Source organism: Tritonibacter mobilis F1926 (genome assembly GCF_000376545.2).
In the GTDB taxonomy this organism is placed as follows: domain Bacteria; phylum Pseudomonadota; class Alphaproteobacteria; order Rhodobacterales; family Rhodobacteraceae; genus Epibacterium; species Epibacterium mobile.
The window spans coordinates 1,428,542-1,444,104 of the sequence record NZ_CP015230.1; the positions used below are offsets into that span (position 1 = coordinate 1,428,542).

The following is a 15,563-nucleotide window of genomic DNA, read 5'->3' on the forward strand; positions in this document are numbered from 1 at the left end:
GCAAGGCTCACGTCGCAGACTTATAGGGTTTTCATGCAAGAACGCGATCCGAAGAAACTGATCTCCATCGCTCACGCCAATGGCGAGCAGAGCGCGCCGGAAGCCCTCGATCTGGGGGCGCGGGTGCGAGAGCTACGCAAACAACGTGACTGGACCTTGGAACATGCCGCCAGTCAGGCAGGGCTTGCGCGTTCGACGCTGTCCAAGATCGAGAACGGTCAGATGTCGCCCACTTATGAGGCGCTCAAGAAGCTGGCGGTGGGCTTGCAGATTTCAGTGCCGCAGCTGTTTACACCGCCACAGCGCGATCAGGTCAACGGGCGGATGATCGTCACCAAGTTTGGCGAGGGTTCCGCACATGCGACTGCCACCTATGAGCATGAGTTGCTCGCGGACGGGCTGACACGCAAAAACATGCTGCCGTATCGCGCGCGGGTCCGGGCGCGTTCCATGGATGAATTCGATGGCTGGGTGCGCCATGATGGCGAAGAGTTCATGTATGTGCTGACGGGTGTCGTTAAGCTCTACACGGAATTCTACGAACCAGTGGAAATGCGGCGTGGCGACAGCGCCTATTACGACGGCGCGATGGGGCACAATGTGATTTCCGTCAGCTCTGACGATGCAACCATCCTCTGGGTCACCTCGCTGGTTCAGGTCTGAAGCGTCAACGCCCTGAGGCGCTAGCTGGGCATGCTGAGTTCGGCTCTCAGGCTCTCCAGATAAAGAAAATCCCGCATCTCTTCGCGGGCTTCTGTCATTGATATACCTTGTGATGCCGCAAGCGCCCGGATCAGGTCATCGGCTTGGGTCTGGGCGCTGAGCATCTGGTCCACGACAAGACCGGGGAACCGCTGTCGTAGGCGTGGCAGGCTGCGCGCCAGGTCGAATTCAGTGCAATTCATCATCGGGACACTCGCATCTGGGACACAATTCGAACTTACAGACGCAAATCTAGCAAGAAAGTATAAGCCTGTCAGCGAAATTTGAAGGTTTTGAAACATTCGGCGAGGAGATGCTGACCGAAAGATATCGGACCGGTCTGCGAGAACAGGTGTTTTGAGGTCAAATTTTCGAGGCCGAGTACGCGGTAAGTTCTTTATGTCGCGTAAAAAAACCGGCCCAGTGGGCCGGTTTGAGGGTTACTCTGATGCCTGCCACCAGACTTCAGGCATGTAGTATTCGCCATCTCCATAAATCGGAATGCGCATTGGGTAGCGAAGCTGCGAGTCATGCGCGATCCGGCTCTTGGCATATTGCCAGATGGGGATCACATAGCGCCCGGCGGTCAACACCCGGTCCAAAGCGCGAGTCGCCGCGATAAACTCATCCGACGATTTCGTCGTCAGCATATGCTTGATCATGGCCTCTGCAGCGGCGCTGTTCATTCCCATCAGGTTGCGGGAGCCGGGCAGATCCGCACCGTCGCTGCCCCAATACAGCATCTGTTCATTGCCGGGACTCAGCGACAGTGAGCGGCGAAAGAAGGTCAGATCAAATTCATAGGCATTCTGCCGCTCGACATATTGGGCACTGTCGACCAGATCGGCGGTCATCGTGATCCCGAGGCGCGAGAGCGCATTGGCATAGATTTCGACGGCCTTCTGCATCTCGGCTTCACCAAGATTGCCGTGCTGGAGCAGGACCTTCAGATGCATCGGTTCGCCCTCGGCGTTTTGAAGCACGCCCTCTTCGACGGTCCATCCCGCATCCTGCAGGAGGCCACGGGCGCGACGCAGATTGGCGCGGTTGCGCTCGCTGCCGTCACTGACGGGCAGCTCATACCCCTCCAAAGTGCCGGGAAGCAGTTCATCTTTGTAAGGATCCAACAGCGCGGCCACCCGTCCAGTGGCGGCGCCGGGCTGCATCGACAGGTAAGAGTTGGAGAAATACGAGGTGATGCGCGGCAACCGCCCACCGGTCAGTGTGTCATTTATGAACTCGTAGTTGAAGGCCTCAATCAGCGCCTGACGCACGCGCCAGTCGTCGAGCGGGGCGCGTCGGGTATTCATCACCAAACCTGTCATGCCAGAGGGTTTTTGATTTGGAATTTCGGTCTTGATGACCGCACCGTTTTGCACCCGCGCAAAGTTATAGTCGCTACTCCACTTGGCGGCATTGAATTCACGCACAGCAGACAACTCGCCCGCCTTGAAGGCTTCAAACAGCACGGTCTGGTCGCCAAAGAACTCCAACCGCATTTCGTCAAAGTTATTCGTGCCTTGGCGCAGCGGCAGATCTTTACCCCAGTAGTCTTGGTTGCGGGTGAATGTGATCGAGCGACCCAGCTCAAAATCGCTCACCACATAAGGCGCACTGCCCAGAGGCGCCTCATCCGGTGCCGCATCCGCAAAGTCGCGCCCTTCCCACTGTGCTTTTTTCAAGATCGGTCGCAATCCTGCGATTAACGCAAGCTCACGGTCTTCGACATTAAAGGTGAGGCGGACACTGCGCGGGCCGGTTTTTTCAATCTTGTCCACCTTGGTCCAGAACCCGCGATACCGCAGGTTACCCTCGGTGCCGAGGGTTTCGTAGGACCAAATGACGTCCTCGACTGTCACTGGGCTTCCGTCAGAGAATCGCGCCTCTTCGCGCAGCGTGAATTCGACCCAAGAGCGATCCTCGGGCGTTTCAATCGATTCGGCGAGCAACCCATAGAGTGAAAATGGCTCGTCATAAGACCGCCCCATCAAACTCTCGTAACCCCAAAACCGCATTTGCCACGGCGGATTGCCTTTTTGTGTAAATGGATTGAGCGAGTCAAATCCGCCCAAGTTTCCAAAAACGACCGTACCGCCTTTAGGTGCATCCGGATTTACATAAGGAAGCGATTTAAACCCACGCGGCAGAGCCGGATCGCCATACATGGCAATACCATGGGCTGATTCTGCGGATGCGAGAGTCGCACTCGCCAGAAGTGCGATTCCGGTCATTGTCGACCGGATAGATGAGAAAAATAATGGTCTCATTTTGAGAACAATCCTGCGCTGCCCTTATTTTCATAAGCCCCGAAGCTATCCGGGCCTTGAGGGGAGTTCAAACTTTTAGCTTGGACCGAGGCCGGAAATTGCTTATAACAGACTCACTGCTCGATAGGTTTCTTGCCTGTATGAAACCTGCCTCAATAACTGAACGCCGGCTTCGTGCCGGCGTTTTTTTCTTTTTACGGGCGCACCTTCATTTGAACAAAAAACCGAGTGGTTGAGGCCTGCTGAGGAATTTTCCCAGCGATGAGGCGTTTATTTTGCGCTTGCAGCATGCAAAGCTGCCGCAAATTTCACGTACGATATCGCAGAGGAATGCTCATGTCCGTCAAAGGTAAAACCGCCGTCGTCACCGGGTCCAACTCCGGAATCGGTTTGGGTGTCGCTCGGGAGTTGGCCAAAGCTGGTGCCAATGTCGTTTTGAACTCCTTTACAGATCGCGACGAAGACCACGCCATTGCTGCCGAGATCGCCAAGGAGTTCGGTGTCGAGGCCCGCTACATTCAGGCTGATATGTCCAAGGCCGATCAGTGCCGTGCGTTGATCGAAAACGCCGGGCAGTGCGATATTCTGGTCAATAACGCTGGCATCCAGCATGTGGAGCCGATTGACACCTTCCCGACTGAGAAGTGGGACGCGATCATTGCGATCAACCTGACCTCTGCCTTCCACACCATTGCAGCCGCTTTGCCAAAGATGCGCGCAGCCGGGTGGGGCAGGGTGTTGAATATCGCCTCTGCGCACGGCCTCACGGCCTCGCCCTATAAATCTGCCTATGTGGCCGCCAAACACGGGATCGTCGGCATGACCAAAACCGTGGCGCTGGAAACCGCAGAGGAGCCGATCACCTGCAATGCGGTGTGTCCGGGCTATGTTCTCACCCCGCTGGTTGAGGCGCAAATCCCTGACACCATGGAGAAATACAACATGAGCCGTGAGGATGTGATCAAGAAAGTGATGCTTGAACGCCAACCTTCGCGCGAATTTGCAACGGTGGAGCAGCTGGGCGGTACGGTGAACTTCCTGTGCTCTGACGCTGCAAAGCAGATCACTGGCACCACCATTAGTGTTGATGGCGGCTGGACCGCGCTTTGAGCTGACAAAATCTCACCTGCCTCTGCCGGGCCGTATGTTCCGGCAGGTGCTTGTGAATTATACCGCATATAACAGGACGGCACATGGTCAAACGCATCAATCTGGCTCTGCAAGGTGGCGGCGCACATGGCGCGTTCACATGGGGTGTTCTTGACCGGATATTGGAAGATTCGGACATTGAGATTGCCGCCATAACCGGGACCTCGGCTGGGGCGCTCAATGGAGCGGCCTTCAAGGCGGGCATGGCCAGAGATGGGCGCGATGGCGCCAAGGCCGCGCTGGATCGGCTGTGGGCGCGCATGGGGGCCGTGGGCGATATGCGCATGGCCAACTGGATAGCTGGCTTTGACGCGGGGCCGTTGCTCAACGCGCTCAAGGTGATGGCGCCATTCTCACCAATGGAGGCCATCAGCCAGGCTGTTTCGCCCTACTCCTATGGCCCGTTTTACCGCAACCCGCTGCGACCGGTGGTCGAACAGTTCGACTTCGGTGCGGTTTGCGCAGATGCGGGGCCTGATCTCTATATCTGCGCAACATCCGTACAAACCGGCAAAGTGCGGGTGTTTTCCGGAACAGAAATCTCGACCGATGCGATTCTGGCCTCTGCTTGTCTTCCCAACCTGTTTCAAGCAATCGAAATTGAAAACCCTGCTACAGGTCAGTCAGAGGCCTACTGGGACGGGGGGTACACCGGCAACCCGGCGCTTTTTCCGCTGTTTCAAGACCAACTGCCTGACGATCTCGTGGTGGTGAATATCAACCCATTGGTGCGTGAAGAGGTTCCCAAAACCGCACATGACATCCAGAACCGGGTGAATGAGATCAGCTTCAACTCTTCCTTGCTGCGAGAGCTGCGTGCGATCTCCTTTGTTCAGAGGTTGATCGCAGACGGAACCATGGAACGAGGGCGTATGAAACGGGTTCTGGTTCATATGATTGCGGATGATGACCTGATGACGCGGCTGTCGGTCACGACAAAACTCATCCCGATCCCGCAGATCCTGCACATGCTGAAGGACGCGGGCAGAGAGGCCGCGGATGGGTTCCTTAACCTACACTCTGATGACCTAGGACGGCGCCAGACCGTCGATCTGGTCGAAATGTTTGGCTGACCTACTGATCCTTTGCGGATTTGGCGTTTGCGATCTCCACCGGGTCTTTGCCGTTCGGATAGACAAGGCCCGCAGAAATCACCAGCTTCGCTGCGTCCTCGACGGTCATGTCCAGCTCAACCACATCTTCTTCGGGAAAGTAGAGCAGGAAGCCCGATGTCGGGTTTGGCGTTGTCGGAACAAACACGCTGATCAACCGTCCACTGGTTTCAGCGCGTTTGACGATCTCGCCTTTTGCGGTTGTCGAGATAAAGCCAATCGCCCAGATGCCACGACGCGGGTACTGGATCAGACAGGCTTTTTCGAAGCTGCGTTCACTTTGTGCGAAAACCGTTTCAGAGATCTGTTTGATGCCAGAATAGATGGAACGCACGACGGGCATGCGATCCACAAGCTGTTCGGCATACCCAATCAAAGACCGGCCGATGATGCCTTTGGCAACCCAGCCCACAACGATGGTGAACAGCAGGAAGATGATCAGCCCAACGCCGCGCAGATTGATGCCGATATATTGCTCGGGCTGGAAGGTATGAGGCACGAGGGGCAAGACCACGCCATCGACCCAGCCCATCACCGACCATAATAGCCAAATGGTCAATCCAACCGGTGCAATGACAACAATGCCCGTCAGGAAGGAAGACCGCAGCCGGGCAAAGAGCCCGGGACGGCGTGGCGGAGGCGGGGTCTCGTCAAATGGCGTGTTCATATTCTGCTGTCTGATTGGCTCGCATGCAAGTTAGGGATTGTTGCCCCTAGCTACAATGCTTTCACATGCGGCCTGTTGCGATTGTCTCAAAGTCTGGCCAATTCTTTTGCAATCTCTGCGGCAAGGCGGGCGTTGTTGCGCACCAGAGCGATATTGGCCTCAAGAGAGCGACCTTCGGTCAGCTCAAAAATGCGCTGCAGCAGGAAGGGGGTCACATCCTTGCCTGTTACACCTTGCGCATCAGCCTCGCTTTGCGCCTGTGCAATGATGGGGGCCAGATCTTCAGCAGGAATTTGCTCTTCTGCAGGGATCGGGTTTGCCACCAGCTGACCACCGGGAAGCTCCAACGCGCCACGCAGGAAATGGGCGCGGGCAATATCGGCCGCGCTGTCCATGCGCAGCGGTGCGCTCAGATCAGAGGTCGCCGACCAAAACGCAGGGAAGCTGTCCTGACCGTAAGCAATCACAGGAACCCCTTGGGTTTCCAGAACTTCCAGCGTTTTCGGCACATCAAGGATTGCCTTTGCACCAGCTGCGACAACGGTCACTGAGGTCTGAGCCAGCTCCAGAAGATCGGCAGAGATGTCAAAGCTGGTTTCCGCCCCTTTATGAACACCGCCGATACCGCCAGTTGCAAAGACGGAAATCCCCGCAAGGCGCGCAGCGATCATGGTGGCAGCTACGGTGGTGGCACCGGTGCCACCCGACGCCATGCAGGCGGCGAAATCTGCACGCGAGATCTTTGCCACACCTTCGGCCTGACCCAGAGATTGCAATGTGTCGGCCTCAAGCCCCACATGCAGCGTGCCCTTGATCACCGCCATGGTAGCGGGAACTGCGCCAGCGGCGCGGATATCAGCTTCTACCTGCGCCGCCACTTCGACGTTCTGCGGGTAAGGCATACCATGGGTGATGATGGTGCTCTCGAGCGCAACAATGGGTTTGCCCTCAGCGCGGGCGGCTTCGACTTCGGCGGAATAGGTGATGTCGATCACAGGGGTGGTTCTCCGGATACATAGGTTGCAGCGGCATGAAGGGCAGAGGCGAGCGCGCTGTCGCGATCTTCTCCCCGCGCTTCTGCAGCGATATGGGCTGCCATGAACGTATCGCCAGCGCCGGTGACCCGGGCGACGGTTACGCGTGGCGGAACTTGGGTGCGGCCACCGCTGGCGTCAGCTTCGGTGGCGGATTGTCCACCATCGGTGACCAGAACGCGGGCGGCACCGCGTGACAGGAGCGCATGGGCTGCTGTTTCACTGTCGGTGAATCTGTCCTGACACAAGAGGCCAGCTTCCTCTAAGTTCACATAGAGGGTACCGCGCTGATGGGTCAGGAACGGACGCAGACGCTCGGCCTTGCCCGGTGAGGCCGGAGCCACGCGCAAATCCGCGCCATCAAATGCCGGATGGGTTGCGATGTCATCAAGGAGCGCGAGCTTCAGGTTTCCATCCAGCGCGATCGGTCCAACAAAGGGCTGCGCGGAGGTGCCCAGAGGGCCCTCAACCAGCGGGCGCAGGATCTTATCTCCTGCGGCCTCAAGCGAATGCGCATCCGCAATCGCCGCGATCAGGCCATTTGCCCCCTCGACTGCCATATAACGGTCGGTCGGCAGATCCTCGGAGCGGTAGAGATAATCGGTGATCAGGCCAAGATGACCGCAGGCCGTGACCAGTTCGTCACCTTCGGGATCGCGACCAATGGCACTCAGAACGGCGGGTTTCATCCCGAATCGTGCCAGCGTCATGGCGATGTTCATGGCAACGCCACCGGGCAGGCGCGTGATACGACCGGGCATGTCAGAGCCGCGCTGCATCTCCATAGTGCTTCGCCCGATTATGTCCCACAGGACAGAGCCGACGCAAAGGATATCAGGTTTGGAAAAATCAGCGCTTTCAGTCATATGGATCTCATGCCGCCTTTCAACGCCCCCCGCAAGCACATTCGCAAGCGGGGACAATCGCCTTCATATCAGAACCATTTGACGGGATGCACAAAAAATAGCTCGGCGCAGGGCCGAGCTTGGTCATAAGGGGGCTGCCCCCTTGCTTTGGGTCGCTCTGAGGGAGATCAGCTCATGGCTGCCTGAAGCGCTTTCATAGCGGCGACAGGATCATCCTCCCGCCAGATCTCTTCTCCAACAGCAAAGAAGTCGGTGATCGGAGAGATCTTGCGCACAACCTCGGTGGTGAGCCCGCCTTCGGCCACCACGGGGACTTCGATCATTTCGGACCACCACTGGAACAGCTCCGCCTCAGCGATCGCACCATCGCCCAGACCGGAGGTTCCGACCGGACCAAAACAGACGTAATCCGCGCCAGCTTCACCGGCGGTGATGCCCTCGTGTCGGGAGGCACCGCAGAAACAGCCCACGATGGCCTCTGTTCCCAGCGCTTTGCGCGCGCTGCGCACCGATTTCGACGAATCCGACAGGTGCACCCCATCCAAGCCCAGCCGCTCAGCAAGGATCTGATGGTCAGAGATCACAAGTGCGATGTCGCGCGCATGGGTCACCTCGCGCAGCGCATCGGCAGCGCGGCTCAACGTGTCCTCATCGCGGCTCACCAGATCCAGACGCACACAGGCGACCTCGATCTCATCCAGCACACGCGCGAGCTGCCCTGGGAACTGCCCCAGCTCAAAGCTCGGCGGCGTGACCAGGTAAATCTGCGGCTGCTCCGGTGTCTGCTCTGCGCTGTCCATTGTCAGGGCTCCTGTTGGCATGATTGGCGGGTATTTACCCGAATTCACGCGCAACGCAAGGATTTGAAGGCGTTTGATGCGGGTTTTCCAGTGGCGAAGGCTTGCCCCAACCCGGCGCAGACAGTAAGGCAGAGCCGATTTTTCCGGAGTTCGCAGATGCCCACAGACCGCCCTCAACCTCACTTTGTGCTTGTCCGCCCGCAGATGGGCGAAAACATTGGCGGGGCCGCGCGTGCCATGTGGAACTTCGGCCTCGACCGGATGCGAATTGTCGCGCCCCGGGACGGCTGGCCGAACCAGAAGGCGGTCGCCATGGCCTCCGGCGCCGGGCGGTTGCTGGACGAAGCGCAGCTGGCGCAGGATCTGCCCGAAGCCTTGGCGGACTGCACCTATGTTTTTGCGACCACGGCCCGGCCACGCGAATTGACCAAACCCGTCTTCAGCCCCGAAGGTGCGATGAAGAAAGCCGCAGAGCTATTGGGGCAGGGCGAGAAGGTCGCCGTTCTCTTTGGTCCCGAGCGTGCGGGGCTGGAAAATGATGACATCGCCAAGGCCAACGCCATCATCACCGTGCCGGTCAACCCGGAGTTTGCCTCATTGAACCTTGCGCAATGCGTGCTGCTCACCGCCTATGAGTGGCGACGTCAGGAAGAACAGGTCCCGGATGAGACCTTCGAGATCGGCAAATCCGACTGGGCCACGGGTCAAGAGATTGAAGCGCTGGTCACACATTACGAGGAGCGCCTGACGGAGGCGGGTTATTTCTTCCCACCGGAAAAGGCGCCGGGCATGAAGACGGTTTTCCGCAACCTCTGGAGCCGGATGCGCCTCACGCGTGCGGATGTACAGATGTTGCATGGCGTGATGCGACAGATGGTCCGTTGGAAGCAACACGGGTCGGACTAACTCTGTCTGGACCTTTTCCCCCTCAGACCCTAGCGTCCCGCCAGATGAAGATGTGAGGCCAAGATGAGCAATCGCACGATTTTTGAGGAAGTGTCCTCCGACAGCAAACAACAGCCCACACCGACCCCCGGCGGTATTGATCGCAAACGCCGCGGCGCGCGCGGTGCAATCCGCGTCTGGCTTGCTGTGCTGTTTGCGCTGGTGGTGGCGATGATCGCCGTTGGCGGACTGACGCGCCTGACCGATTCCGGTCTGTCGATTACGGAGTGGCGGCCTGTGACCGGAGCGATCCCTCCGATGAGTGAGGCCGACTGGCAGGCAGAGTTCGAGAAATACCAGCAAATAGACCAGTATCACCTGTTGAACAAGTGGATGGAATTATCTGATTTCAAACAAATATACTGGTGGGAATGGGGGCACAGACAGCTGGGCCGCGTCATGGGCCTGATCTGGGCGGTTGGCTTCCTAGGCTTTTTGGTTACACGCAGCATTCCCACTGGATGGACCGGGCGGTTGTTGCTGCCTGGTTTTCTCGGCGGCGTTCAGGGCGCTATCGGCTGGTGGATGGTGTCGTCTGGCGTGACGCTTGGCGAAGGTATGACCGCCGTTGCCTCCTACCGGTTGGCGACGCATCTTGGCTTGGCTTTTGTGATCCTCGGTTTTCTGGCGTGGTTTATGTTCATGCTCGGCCGTGAAGAGCGCGACCTGATGCAGGCGCGGCGCTTGAAAGAAACAAAGATCTTCGGGATGAGCACGGGGCTATTGCATTTTGCTTTCCTGCAGATTCTGCTGGGCGCGTTGGTGGCCGGCATCGATGCGGGTCGATCCTATACCGACTGGCCCTTGATGGGCGGGCAGATCCTGCCGCCGCGTCCGTTCATGATTGAACCTATCTGGAAAAACTTCTTTGAAAATCCGGGGTTAGTTCAGTTTATTCACCGGGTTTCTGGCTATCTCTTGTTTGCCTTCGCCATTGTGGTCTGGCTGCGCGGGCGTCGAAGTGCAAACCCAGCGACACGGTTCGCCTTTAACGCGGTATTTGCGGCCTTGAGCCTGCAGATCGTTATCGGCATTGTAACCGTATTGACTGCGGCGCCTGTAGAAATAGCCATCGTTCACCAAGTTGTGGCTGTTCTGGTCTGGGTGCTGATCTTGCGGGCACGCTTCTTGGCCGCCTATCCTGTTACGACTTCTATCAAAGGACATTAGAAACATGAGTTCTTTCCACGAACTGATTGCTTTTGAACGTGAAACGCAGGCGCTTGGGCAAATTGCGGGCCGTCTTGGCTGGGATCAGGAAACCATGATGCCACGCGGAGCCGCCCCCCAACGAGGTGAGGAGATGGCCGCGATCGAGGCGGTGCTGCATGCGCGCCGATCAGACCCGCGCGTTGCGGACTGGTTGGAGACCGCCAAGGCACCGGACGACATCGGCGCTGCGCAGTTGCGTGAAATTCGCCGTGCCTATGAGCGCGCCGTTAAGGTGCCCGGTGAGCTGGCAAGCAAGATCGCCCGCGTGACGTCGGAGGCGCAAGGCAAATGGGCGCAGGCGCGTGCGGATGAGGATGTCGCGGCATTCCTGCCCGTCCTCGAAGAGGTCGTGGCGCTGAAGCGGAAAGAGGGTCAGGCGCTGGCCGCCGGTGGCAACCTCTACGACGCGATGGTCGCAGATTACGAGCAGGGCACAACCTCCTCTGAAATTGCAGAAATCTTTAATGCTATGCGTCCCGGACTGGTGGATCTGCGCGCGCGCGTGCTGGAGCAGCCAACCCCGGCCGGTCTCGCGGGTACCTTTGATGAAAACGCGCAGATGAAACTGGCGCGCAAGATCGCCAAGACCTTTGGCTATGATATGAGCCATGGCCGCGTTGACAAGGCGGTGCACCCGTTCAGTTCCGGCAGTGGTCTGGATGTGCGGATCACCACGCGGACCAATCCGCTCGATCCGTTCAACTGCATCTACTCCACCATTCATGAGGTCGGGCACGGGGCCTATGAGCAGAACATCGACCGCGTGCATCTGCTGACGTCGCTGGGTCGTGGTGTGTCCATGGGCGTGCATGAAAGCCAGAGCCGGATCTATGAAAACCAGATCGGGCGCAGCCGAGCCTTCACCGGCTGGCTATTCAAGGAAATGCGAGAAGCCTTTGGTGACATTGGTGTTTCTTCGGAGGATGCGTTCTATGCAGCGGTGAACCGGGTGCAGAATGGCTATATCCGAACAGAGGCCGACGAGCTTCAGTACAACCTGCACATCATGCTGCGTTTCGATCTGGAGCGTGCGCTGATGCTGGGAGATCTGGAGGTTCAGGATCTGGAAGCCGCGTGGAACGACCGTTTCCTCGCGGACTTTGGCTACGCGGTCGACAAGCCGTCGAATGGCTGTTTGCAGGACGTGCATTGGTCCGTTGGCCTGTTTGGGTATTTCCCGACCTATTCACTGGGCAATGTCTATGCGGGCTGCCTGCATGAGGCACTGCGTCGTGATGTAACTGATCTGGATGTGCAGCTTGCCGAAGGTGATACCTCTGTTGCGACAGGGTGGTTGCGTGAGAACCTGCAACAGTTTGGCGGATTGCGCGAACCGCGTGACACCATCACCCATGCCGCAGGCTCCGCACCGACGCATCAGCCACTGATGACCTATCTTGAGACCAAGTTCTCCGAGATTTATAATCTGTAACAGGTGCTAGCAGGCCAAATATGAGAATAAGCCCGGGCGTATGTCCCGGGCTTTTTCAGATCAGATGAGAGCCATGCGCTCGGCGCGTTCGGGATCGGGGAACGGTCGGTACAGTCCAAAATCGGACCGCGCAATCAGCGCGTTGACGTTGGCATAGAGGCGCGCAACCTCCTCGTCGTGTTCACCCAGAATTCGAAACGCCTGATCAAGCTGAGTCATATTCTCAAACTCAATCTCCAGCAGGAAATCCTTGCAGGTATCGTTTGCAAGGTTCAGCTTGCGCCGGAGCAGGCGCCAACCGGTGATCGCGCCGCGACCTTTCAGATATTCCATCCATTGCTCCACAGCGCTGGCAAAGGCCAAAGCCTTAGCTTCGTGTTGGAGGTCAATCTGACAATGGTAGAGATTCATGCGCCGCTTCTCCCGACTCAATACGCGGAAATCGCGGTCAAGTTTGCGCCCAAAACATGAGCGAAGCGTAAACGAAAAACGCCGCCCCAAATCTGGAGCGGCGTTTTCGCGAGGTTTTAGCGGGAAGAGATTATTCTTCCACGGTTTCTTCGTCGTCACCGTTGTCCGCAATCCAAGCGACCGAGACGACCTCTTCACCCTTACCGGTGTTGAAAATCCGCACGCCGCCCGCAGAACGAGACCGAAATGAGATGCCATCGACCGGCACGCGAATCGACTGACCCTTAGATGTTGCCAGCATGATCTGGTCATCCAGCTCCACCGGGAAGGAGGCCACCAATGCACCACCACGCATGGCTTTGTCCATCGCGGTGACGCCCATTCCGCCACGCCCGCGCACAGGATAATCGTGACTGGACGAGAGCTTACCGGACCCGCCTGCAGTGATGGTCAGGATCAGGTTTTCCGCCGCAGACATCTCGGCAAAGAGTTCGGTGGAGAAGTTCGGATCTTCGACCGCATCCTCGTCAGAGGCATCCTCATCGGTGAGACCGGCCATGGCGCGGCGCATCTTGAGGTAAGCCGTCCGCTGCTCGGGCGTGTATTTGGAGTGGCGGATTACCGACATGGAGACAACCTCGTCACCATCCCCGAGCTTGATCCCGCGCACACCAACGGAATTGCGAGAGTTGAACACCCGCACCTCGGTTGTTGGGAAGCGGATCGCGCGTCCGGTATTTGTCACCAGCATGATGTCGTCATCTTCGGAACAAATGCGCGCATTGATCAGCTTGGTGCCTTCGTTGTCGTCTTCGAACTTCATCGCGATCTTGCCGTTGCGCATGACATTCGTGAAGTCTGACAGACGGTTACGGCGCACAGTTCCTGCAGACGTGGCGAACATGATCTGCAGATCATCCCACTCTTCCTCGGCGCGATCCACCGGCATAATCGCAGCGATCGACACTCCCGTTGGGATCGGCAGGATATTGACGATCGCCTTGCCCTTGGCCGTCCGGCCACCTTGCGGTAGGCGCCAGGTCTTGAGCTTGTAGACCATCCCATCCGTGGTGAAGAACAGAAGCTGAGTGTGGGTGTTGGCCACGAAGAGCGTGGTGACCACATCCTCTTCCTTGGTCTGCATCCCCGACAGCCCCTTGCCACCGCGTTTCTGGGCGCGGAAATCTGCAAGCGGGGTGCGTTTGATATAACCGCCAGAGGTCACGGTCACCACCATGTCCTCGCGCTCGATCAGATCCTCGTCGTCCATGTCACCGGACCAGTCGACAATCTCGGTGCGACGGGGCACGGCAAAGCTGTTTCTGACCTCGGTCAGCTCATCGGCGATGATCCCCATGATGCGCTCACGAGAAGACAGGATTTCAAGGTATTCCTTGATCTTAGCTGCCAGTTCTTCAAGCTCATCGGTGACCTCTTTGACGCCCAGCTGGGTGAGGCGCTGCAACCGCAGCTCAAGGATCGCGCGCGCCTGAACTTCCGACAGATTATAGGTGCCGTCGTCGTTCATCGTATGGGTTGGATCATCGATCAGGCGAATATAGCCTGCGATGTCCGAGGCCGGCCAGCGGCGTGTCATCAGCTTTTGACGGGCTTCGGCAGCATCCGCAGAGGAGCGAATGGTGGCGACCACTTCGTCGACGTTGGAAACGGCAACCGCCAACCCACACAAGATATGGCTGCGTTCACGCGCTTTGCGCAGATTGTAGGCGGTGCGTCGCGCCACAACATCTTCGCGGAAGTCTATGAAAGACGTGAGGAATTTGCGCAAGGTCAGCTGTTCAGGACGGCCACCGTTCAATGCCAGCATGTTGCAGCCAAAGGATGTTTGCATCGGCGTGAAACGATAAAGCTGGTTCAGCACGACCTCGGCGGTGGCGTCGCGCTTCAGTTCGACAACAACACGCACGCCATTGCGGTCAGATTCATCCTGCACATGAGAGACGCCTTCGATGCGTTTTTCGCGCACTTGTTCCGCGATCTTTTCGATCATGGACGCCTTGTTTACCTGATAAGGAATCTCATCAACGACAATGGCGTAGCGGTCTTTCCTAATCTCTTCGACACGGGTCTTCGCGCGAATGATGACGCTGCCGCGGCCTTCAAGATAGGCCTTGCGGGCGCCAGAACGGCCCAGCATCACGCCACCGGTCGGAAAATCGGGACCCGGCACATAATCAATCAGCTGCTCAGAAGTCAGATCAGGGTCTTCAATCAGCGCAAGGGTTGCATCCACCACTTCGCCAAGGTTGTGCGGCGGGATATTGGTGGCCATACCGACCGCAATACCACCGGCACCATTGACCAGCATGTTAGGAAAACGTGCTGGCAGAACAGTGGGTTCCTTGTCCTTGCCGTCGTAGTTGTCTTGGAAATCTACCGTCTCTTTTTCGATATCCGCGAGCATGAAGGCTGCGGGCTTATCCATTCGAACTTCGGTATAGCGCATGGCGGCAGGGTTATCGCCGTCCATGGAGCCGAAGTTGCCCTGGCCATCCAGAAGCGGCAGCGACATGGAGAAATCCTGCGCCATCCGCACCAAGGCATCGTAGATCGCACTGTCACCGTGGGGGTGGTATTTACCCATCACGTCGCCGACGGGGCGGGCAGACTTGCGGTAGGCCTTGTCGTGGCTGTTGCCGGTCTCATGCATGGCATAGAGAATCCGGCGGTGCACCGGCTTCAGACCATCCCGAAGATCGGGAATGGCACGGCTGACAATAACCGACATCGCATAATCGAGGTACGAATTGCGCATCTCGGATTCGATGGAAACCGTCGGACCGTCATAAGACGGGCGCGCTGGCAAGTTTTCATCAGGGTTTTCAGGAGTTTCCGGCGTATCGCTCACGTTGGCTGCCCGCTTCTCTTTTGGATCTATATGTTGTGGGGTCACCATATCAGACCGCGCATATACCGTGCAAGCAAGCAGCCTCGTAAACCTTAGC

The 15,563-nt window shown here is 57.8% G+C and carries 14 protein-coding genes; 6 read left to right on the plus strand and 8 right to left on the minus strand.

Features of this window, described 5'->3' with window-relative positions; translation table 11 throughout:
• The first annotated feature begins 33 nt into the window (after nucleotides 1-33).
• Nucleotides 34-663: a helix-turn-helix domain-containing protein gene (locus K529_RS06845; protein ID WP_005611536.1), complete on the plus strand. Its 630-nt coding sequence runs from the start codon at nucleotides 34-36 to the stop codon at nucleotides 661-663.
• Nucleotides 664-683: 20 nt separating this feature from the next.
• On the opposite strand, the gene K529_RS06850 is transcribed toward K529_RS06845, so the two are convergent.
• The gene (locus tag K529_RS06850) at nucleotides 684-908 is read right to left on the minus strand and encodes a hypothetical protein (protein ID WP_005611535.1); all 225 of its coding nucleotides are present in this window, start codon (nucleotides 906-908) and stop codon (nucleotides 684-686) included.
• Between the two features lie 234 nt (nucleotides 909-1,142).
• Entirely contained in the window at nucleotides 1,143-2,969 is a 1,827-nt protein-coding gene (locus K529_RS06855; protein WP_005611533.1) for an extracellular solute-binding protein, read from the minus strand.
• A 336-nt stretch (nucleotides 2,970-3,305) separates the two neighbouring features.
• Between K529_RS06855 and K529_RS06860 the strand changes: the two genes are divergently transcribed.
• Together K529_RS06860 and K529_RS06865 are read left to right on the plus strand one after the other, a co-directional pair.
• Complete coding sequence (locus K529_RS06860; RefSeq protein WP_005611530.1) at nucleotides 3,306-4,079, plus strand: 3-hydroxybutyrate dehydrogenase; 774 nt, start codon at nucleotides 3,306-3,308, stop codon at nucleotides 4,077-4,079.
• An 83-nt stretch (nucleotides 4,080-4,162) separates the two neighbouring features.
• Nucleotides 4,163-5,191, plus strand: coding sequence for a patatin-like phospholipase family protein (locus K529_RS06865; protein WP_005611528.1), 1,029 nt, complete (start codon nucleotides 4,163-4,165; stop codon nucleotides 5,189-5,191).
• A gap of 1 nt (nucleotide 5,192) precedes the next feature.
• Here K529_RS06865 and K529_RS06870 read toward each other — a convergent pair whose 3' ends face one another.
• The 4 genes from K529_RS06870 to K529_RS06885 all read right to left on the minus strand — a co-directional run bounded on the left by K529_RS06870 (nucleotide 5,193) and on the right by K529_RS06885 (nucleotide 8,597).
• Nucleotides 5,193-5,897: a DUF502 domain-containing protein gene (locus tag K529_RS06870; RefSeq protein WP_005611526.1), complete on the minus strand. Its 705-nt coding sequence runs from the start codon at nucleotides 5,895-5,897 to the stop codon at nucleotides 5,193-5,195.
• An 86-nt stretch (nucleotides 5,898-5,983) separates the two neighbouring features.
• Nucleotides 5,984-6,892 carry a pseudouridine-5'-phosphate glycosidase gene (locus tag K529_RS06875; RefSeq protein ID WP_005611524.1) on the minus strand — a complete coding sequence of 303 codons (909 nt, stop codon included), beginning with the start codon at nucleotides 6,890-6,892 and terminating at the stop codon, nucleotides 5,984-5,986.
• Complete coding sequence (locus tag K529_RS06880) at nucleotides 6,889-7,797, minus strand: PfkB family carbohydrate kinase (RefSeq protein WP_005611521.1); 909 nt, start codon at nucleotides 7,795-7,797, stop codon at nucleotides 6,889-6,891. Before K529_RS06880 ends, K529_RS06875 begins: the two co-directional genes overlap by 4 nt.
• A gap of 167 nt (nucleotides 7,798-7,964) precedes the next feature.
• On the minus strand, nucleotides 7,965-8,597 hold the full coding sequence (locus K529_RS06885) for a thiamine phosphate synthase (protein WP_040641415.1): 633 nt from the start codon (nucleotides 8,595-8,597) through the stop codon (nucleotides 7,965-7,967).
• Nucleotides 8,598-8,753: 156 nt separating this feature from the next.
• On the opposite strand from K529_RS06885, the gene K529_RS06890 reads away from it, so the two are divergent.
• From K529_RS06890 to K529_RS06900, 3 genes are all read left to right on the plus strand, one after another.
• Nucleotides 8,754-9,503 carry an RNA methyltransferase gene (locus K529_RS06890; protein WP_046002158.1) on the plus strand — a complete coding sequence of 250 codons (750 nt, stop codon included), beginning with the start codon at nucleotides 8,754-8,756 and terminating at the stop codon, nucleotides 9,501-9,503.
• Nucleotides 9,504-9,566: 63 nt separating this feature from the next.
• Nucleotides 9,567-10,712 (plus strand): heme A synthase, encoded by a 1,146-nt coding sequence (gene ctaA, locus K529_RS06895; protein ID WP_005669438.1) that lies wholly within the window; start codon nucleotides 9,567-9,569, stop codon nucleotides 10,710-10,712.
• Nucleotides 10,713-10,716: 4 nt separating this feature from the next.
• Entirely contained in the window at nucleotides 10,717-12,186 is a 1,470-nt protein-coding gene (locus tag K529_RS06900; protein WP_046002157.1) for a carboxypeptidase M32, read from the plus strand.
• Between the two features lie 60 nt (nucleotides 12,187-12,246).
• On the opposite strand, the gene K529_RS06905 is transcribed toward K529_RS06900, so the two are convergent.
• Together K529_RS06905 and gyrA are read right to left on the minus strand one after the other, a co-directional pair.
• Complete coding sequence (locus tag K529_RS06905) at nucleotides 12,247-12,597, minus strand: DUF6614 family protein (protein WP_005615674.1); 351 nt, start codon at nucleotides 12,595-12,597, stop codon at nucleotides 12,247-12,249.
• Nucleotides 12,598-12,727: 130 nt separating this feature from the next.
• Nucleotides 12,728-15,466, minus strand: coding sequence for a DNA gyrase subunit A (gene gyrA, locus K529_RS06910; protein ID WP_198528098.1), 2,739 nt, complete (start codon nucleotides 15,464-15,466; stop codon nucleotides 12,728-12,730).
• Between the last annotated feature and the right edge of the window lie 97 nt (nucleotides 15,467-15,563).

Coding starts and splice junctions, on each gene's coding strand:
- K529_RS06845 (WP_005611536.1), top strand. CDS start 34: ATGCAAGAACGCGATCCGAAGAAACTGATCTCCATCGCTCACGCCAAT.
- K529_RS06850 (WP_005611535.1), bottom strand. CDS start 908: ATGATGAATTGCACTGAATTCGACCTGGCGCGCAGCCTGCCACGCCTA.
- K529_RS06855 (WP_005611533.1), bottom strand. CDS start 2,969: ATGAGACCATTATTTTTCTCATCTATCCGGTCGACAATGACCGGAATC.
- K529_RS06860 (WP_005611530.1), top strand. CDS start 3,306: ATGTCCGTCAAAGGTAAAACCGCCGTCGTCACCGGGTCCAACTCCGGA.
- K529_RS06865 (WP_005611528.1), top strand. CDS start 4,163: ATGGTCAAACGCATCAATCTGGCTCTGCAAGGTGGCGGCGCACATGGC.
- K529_RS06870 (WP_005611526.1), bottom strand. CDS start 5,897: ATGAACACGCCATTTGACGAGACCCCGCCTCCGCCACGCCGTCCCGGG.
- K529_RS06880 (WP_005611521.1), bottom strand. CDS start 7,797: ATGACTGAAAGCGCTGATTTTTCCAAACCTGATATCCTTTGCGTCGGC.
- K529_RS06885 (WP_040641415.1), bottom strand. CDS start 8,597: ATGGACAGCGCAGAGCAGACACCGGAGCAGCCGCAGATTTACCTGGTC.
- K529_RS06890 (WP_046002158.1), top strand. CDS start 8,754: ATGCCCACAGACCGCCCTCAACCTCACTTTGTGCTTGTCCGCCCGCAG.
- ctaA (WP_005669438.1), top strand. CDS start 9,567: ATGAGCAATCGCACGATTTTTGAGGAAGTGTCCTCCGACAGCAAACAA.
- K529_RS06900 (WP_046002157.1), top strand. CDS start 10,717: ATGAGTTCTTTCCACGAACTGATTGCTTTTGAACGTGAAACGCAGGCG.
- K529_RS06905 (WP_005615674.1), bottom strand. CDS start 12,597: ATGAATCTCTACCATTGTCAGATTGACCTCCAACACGAAGCTAAGGCT.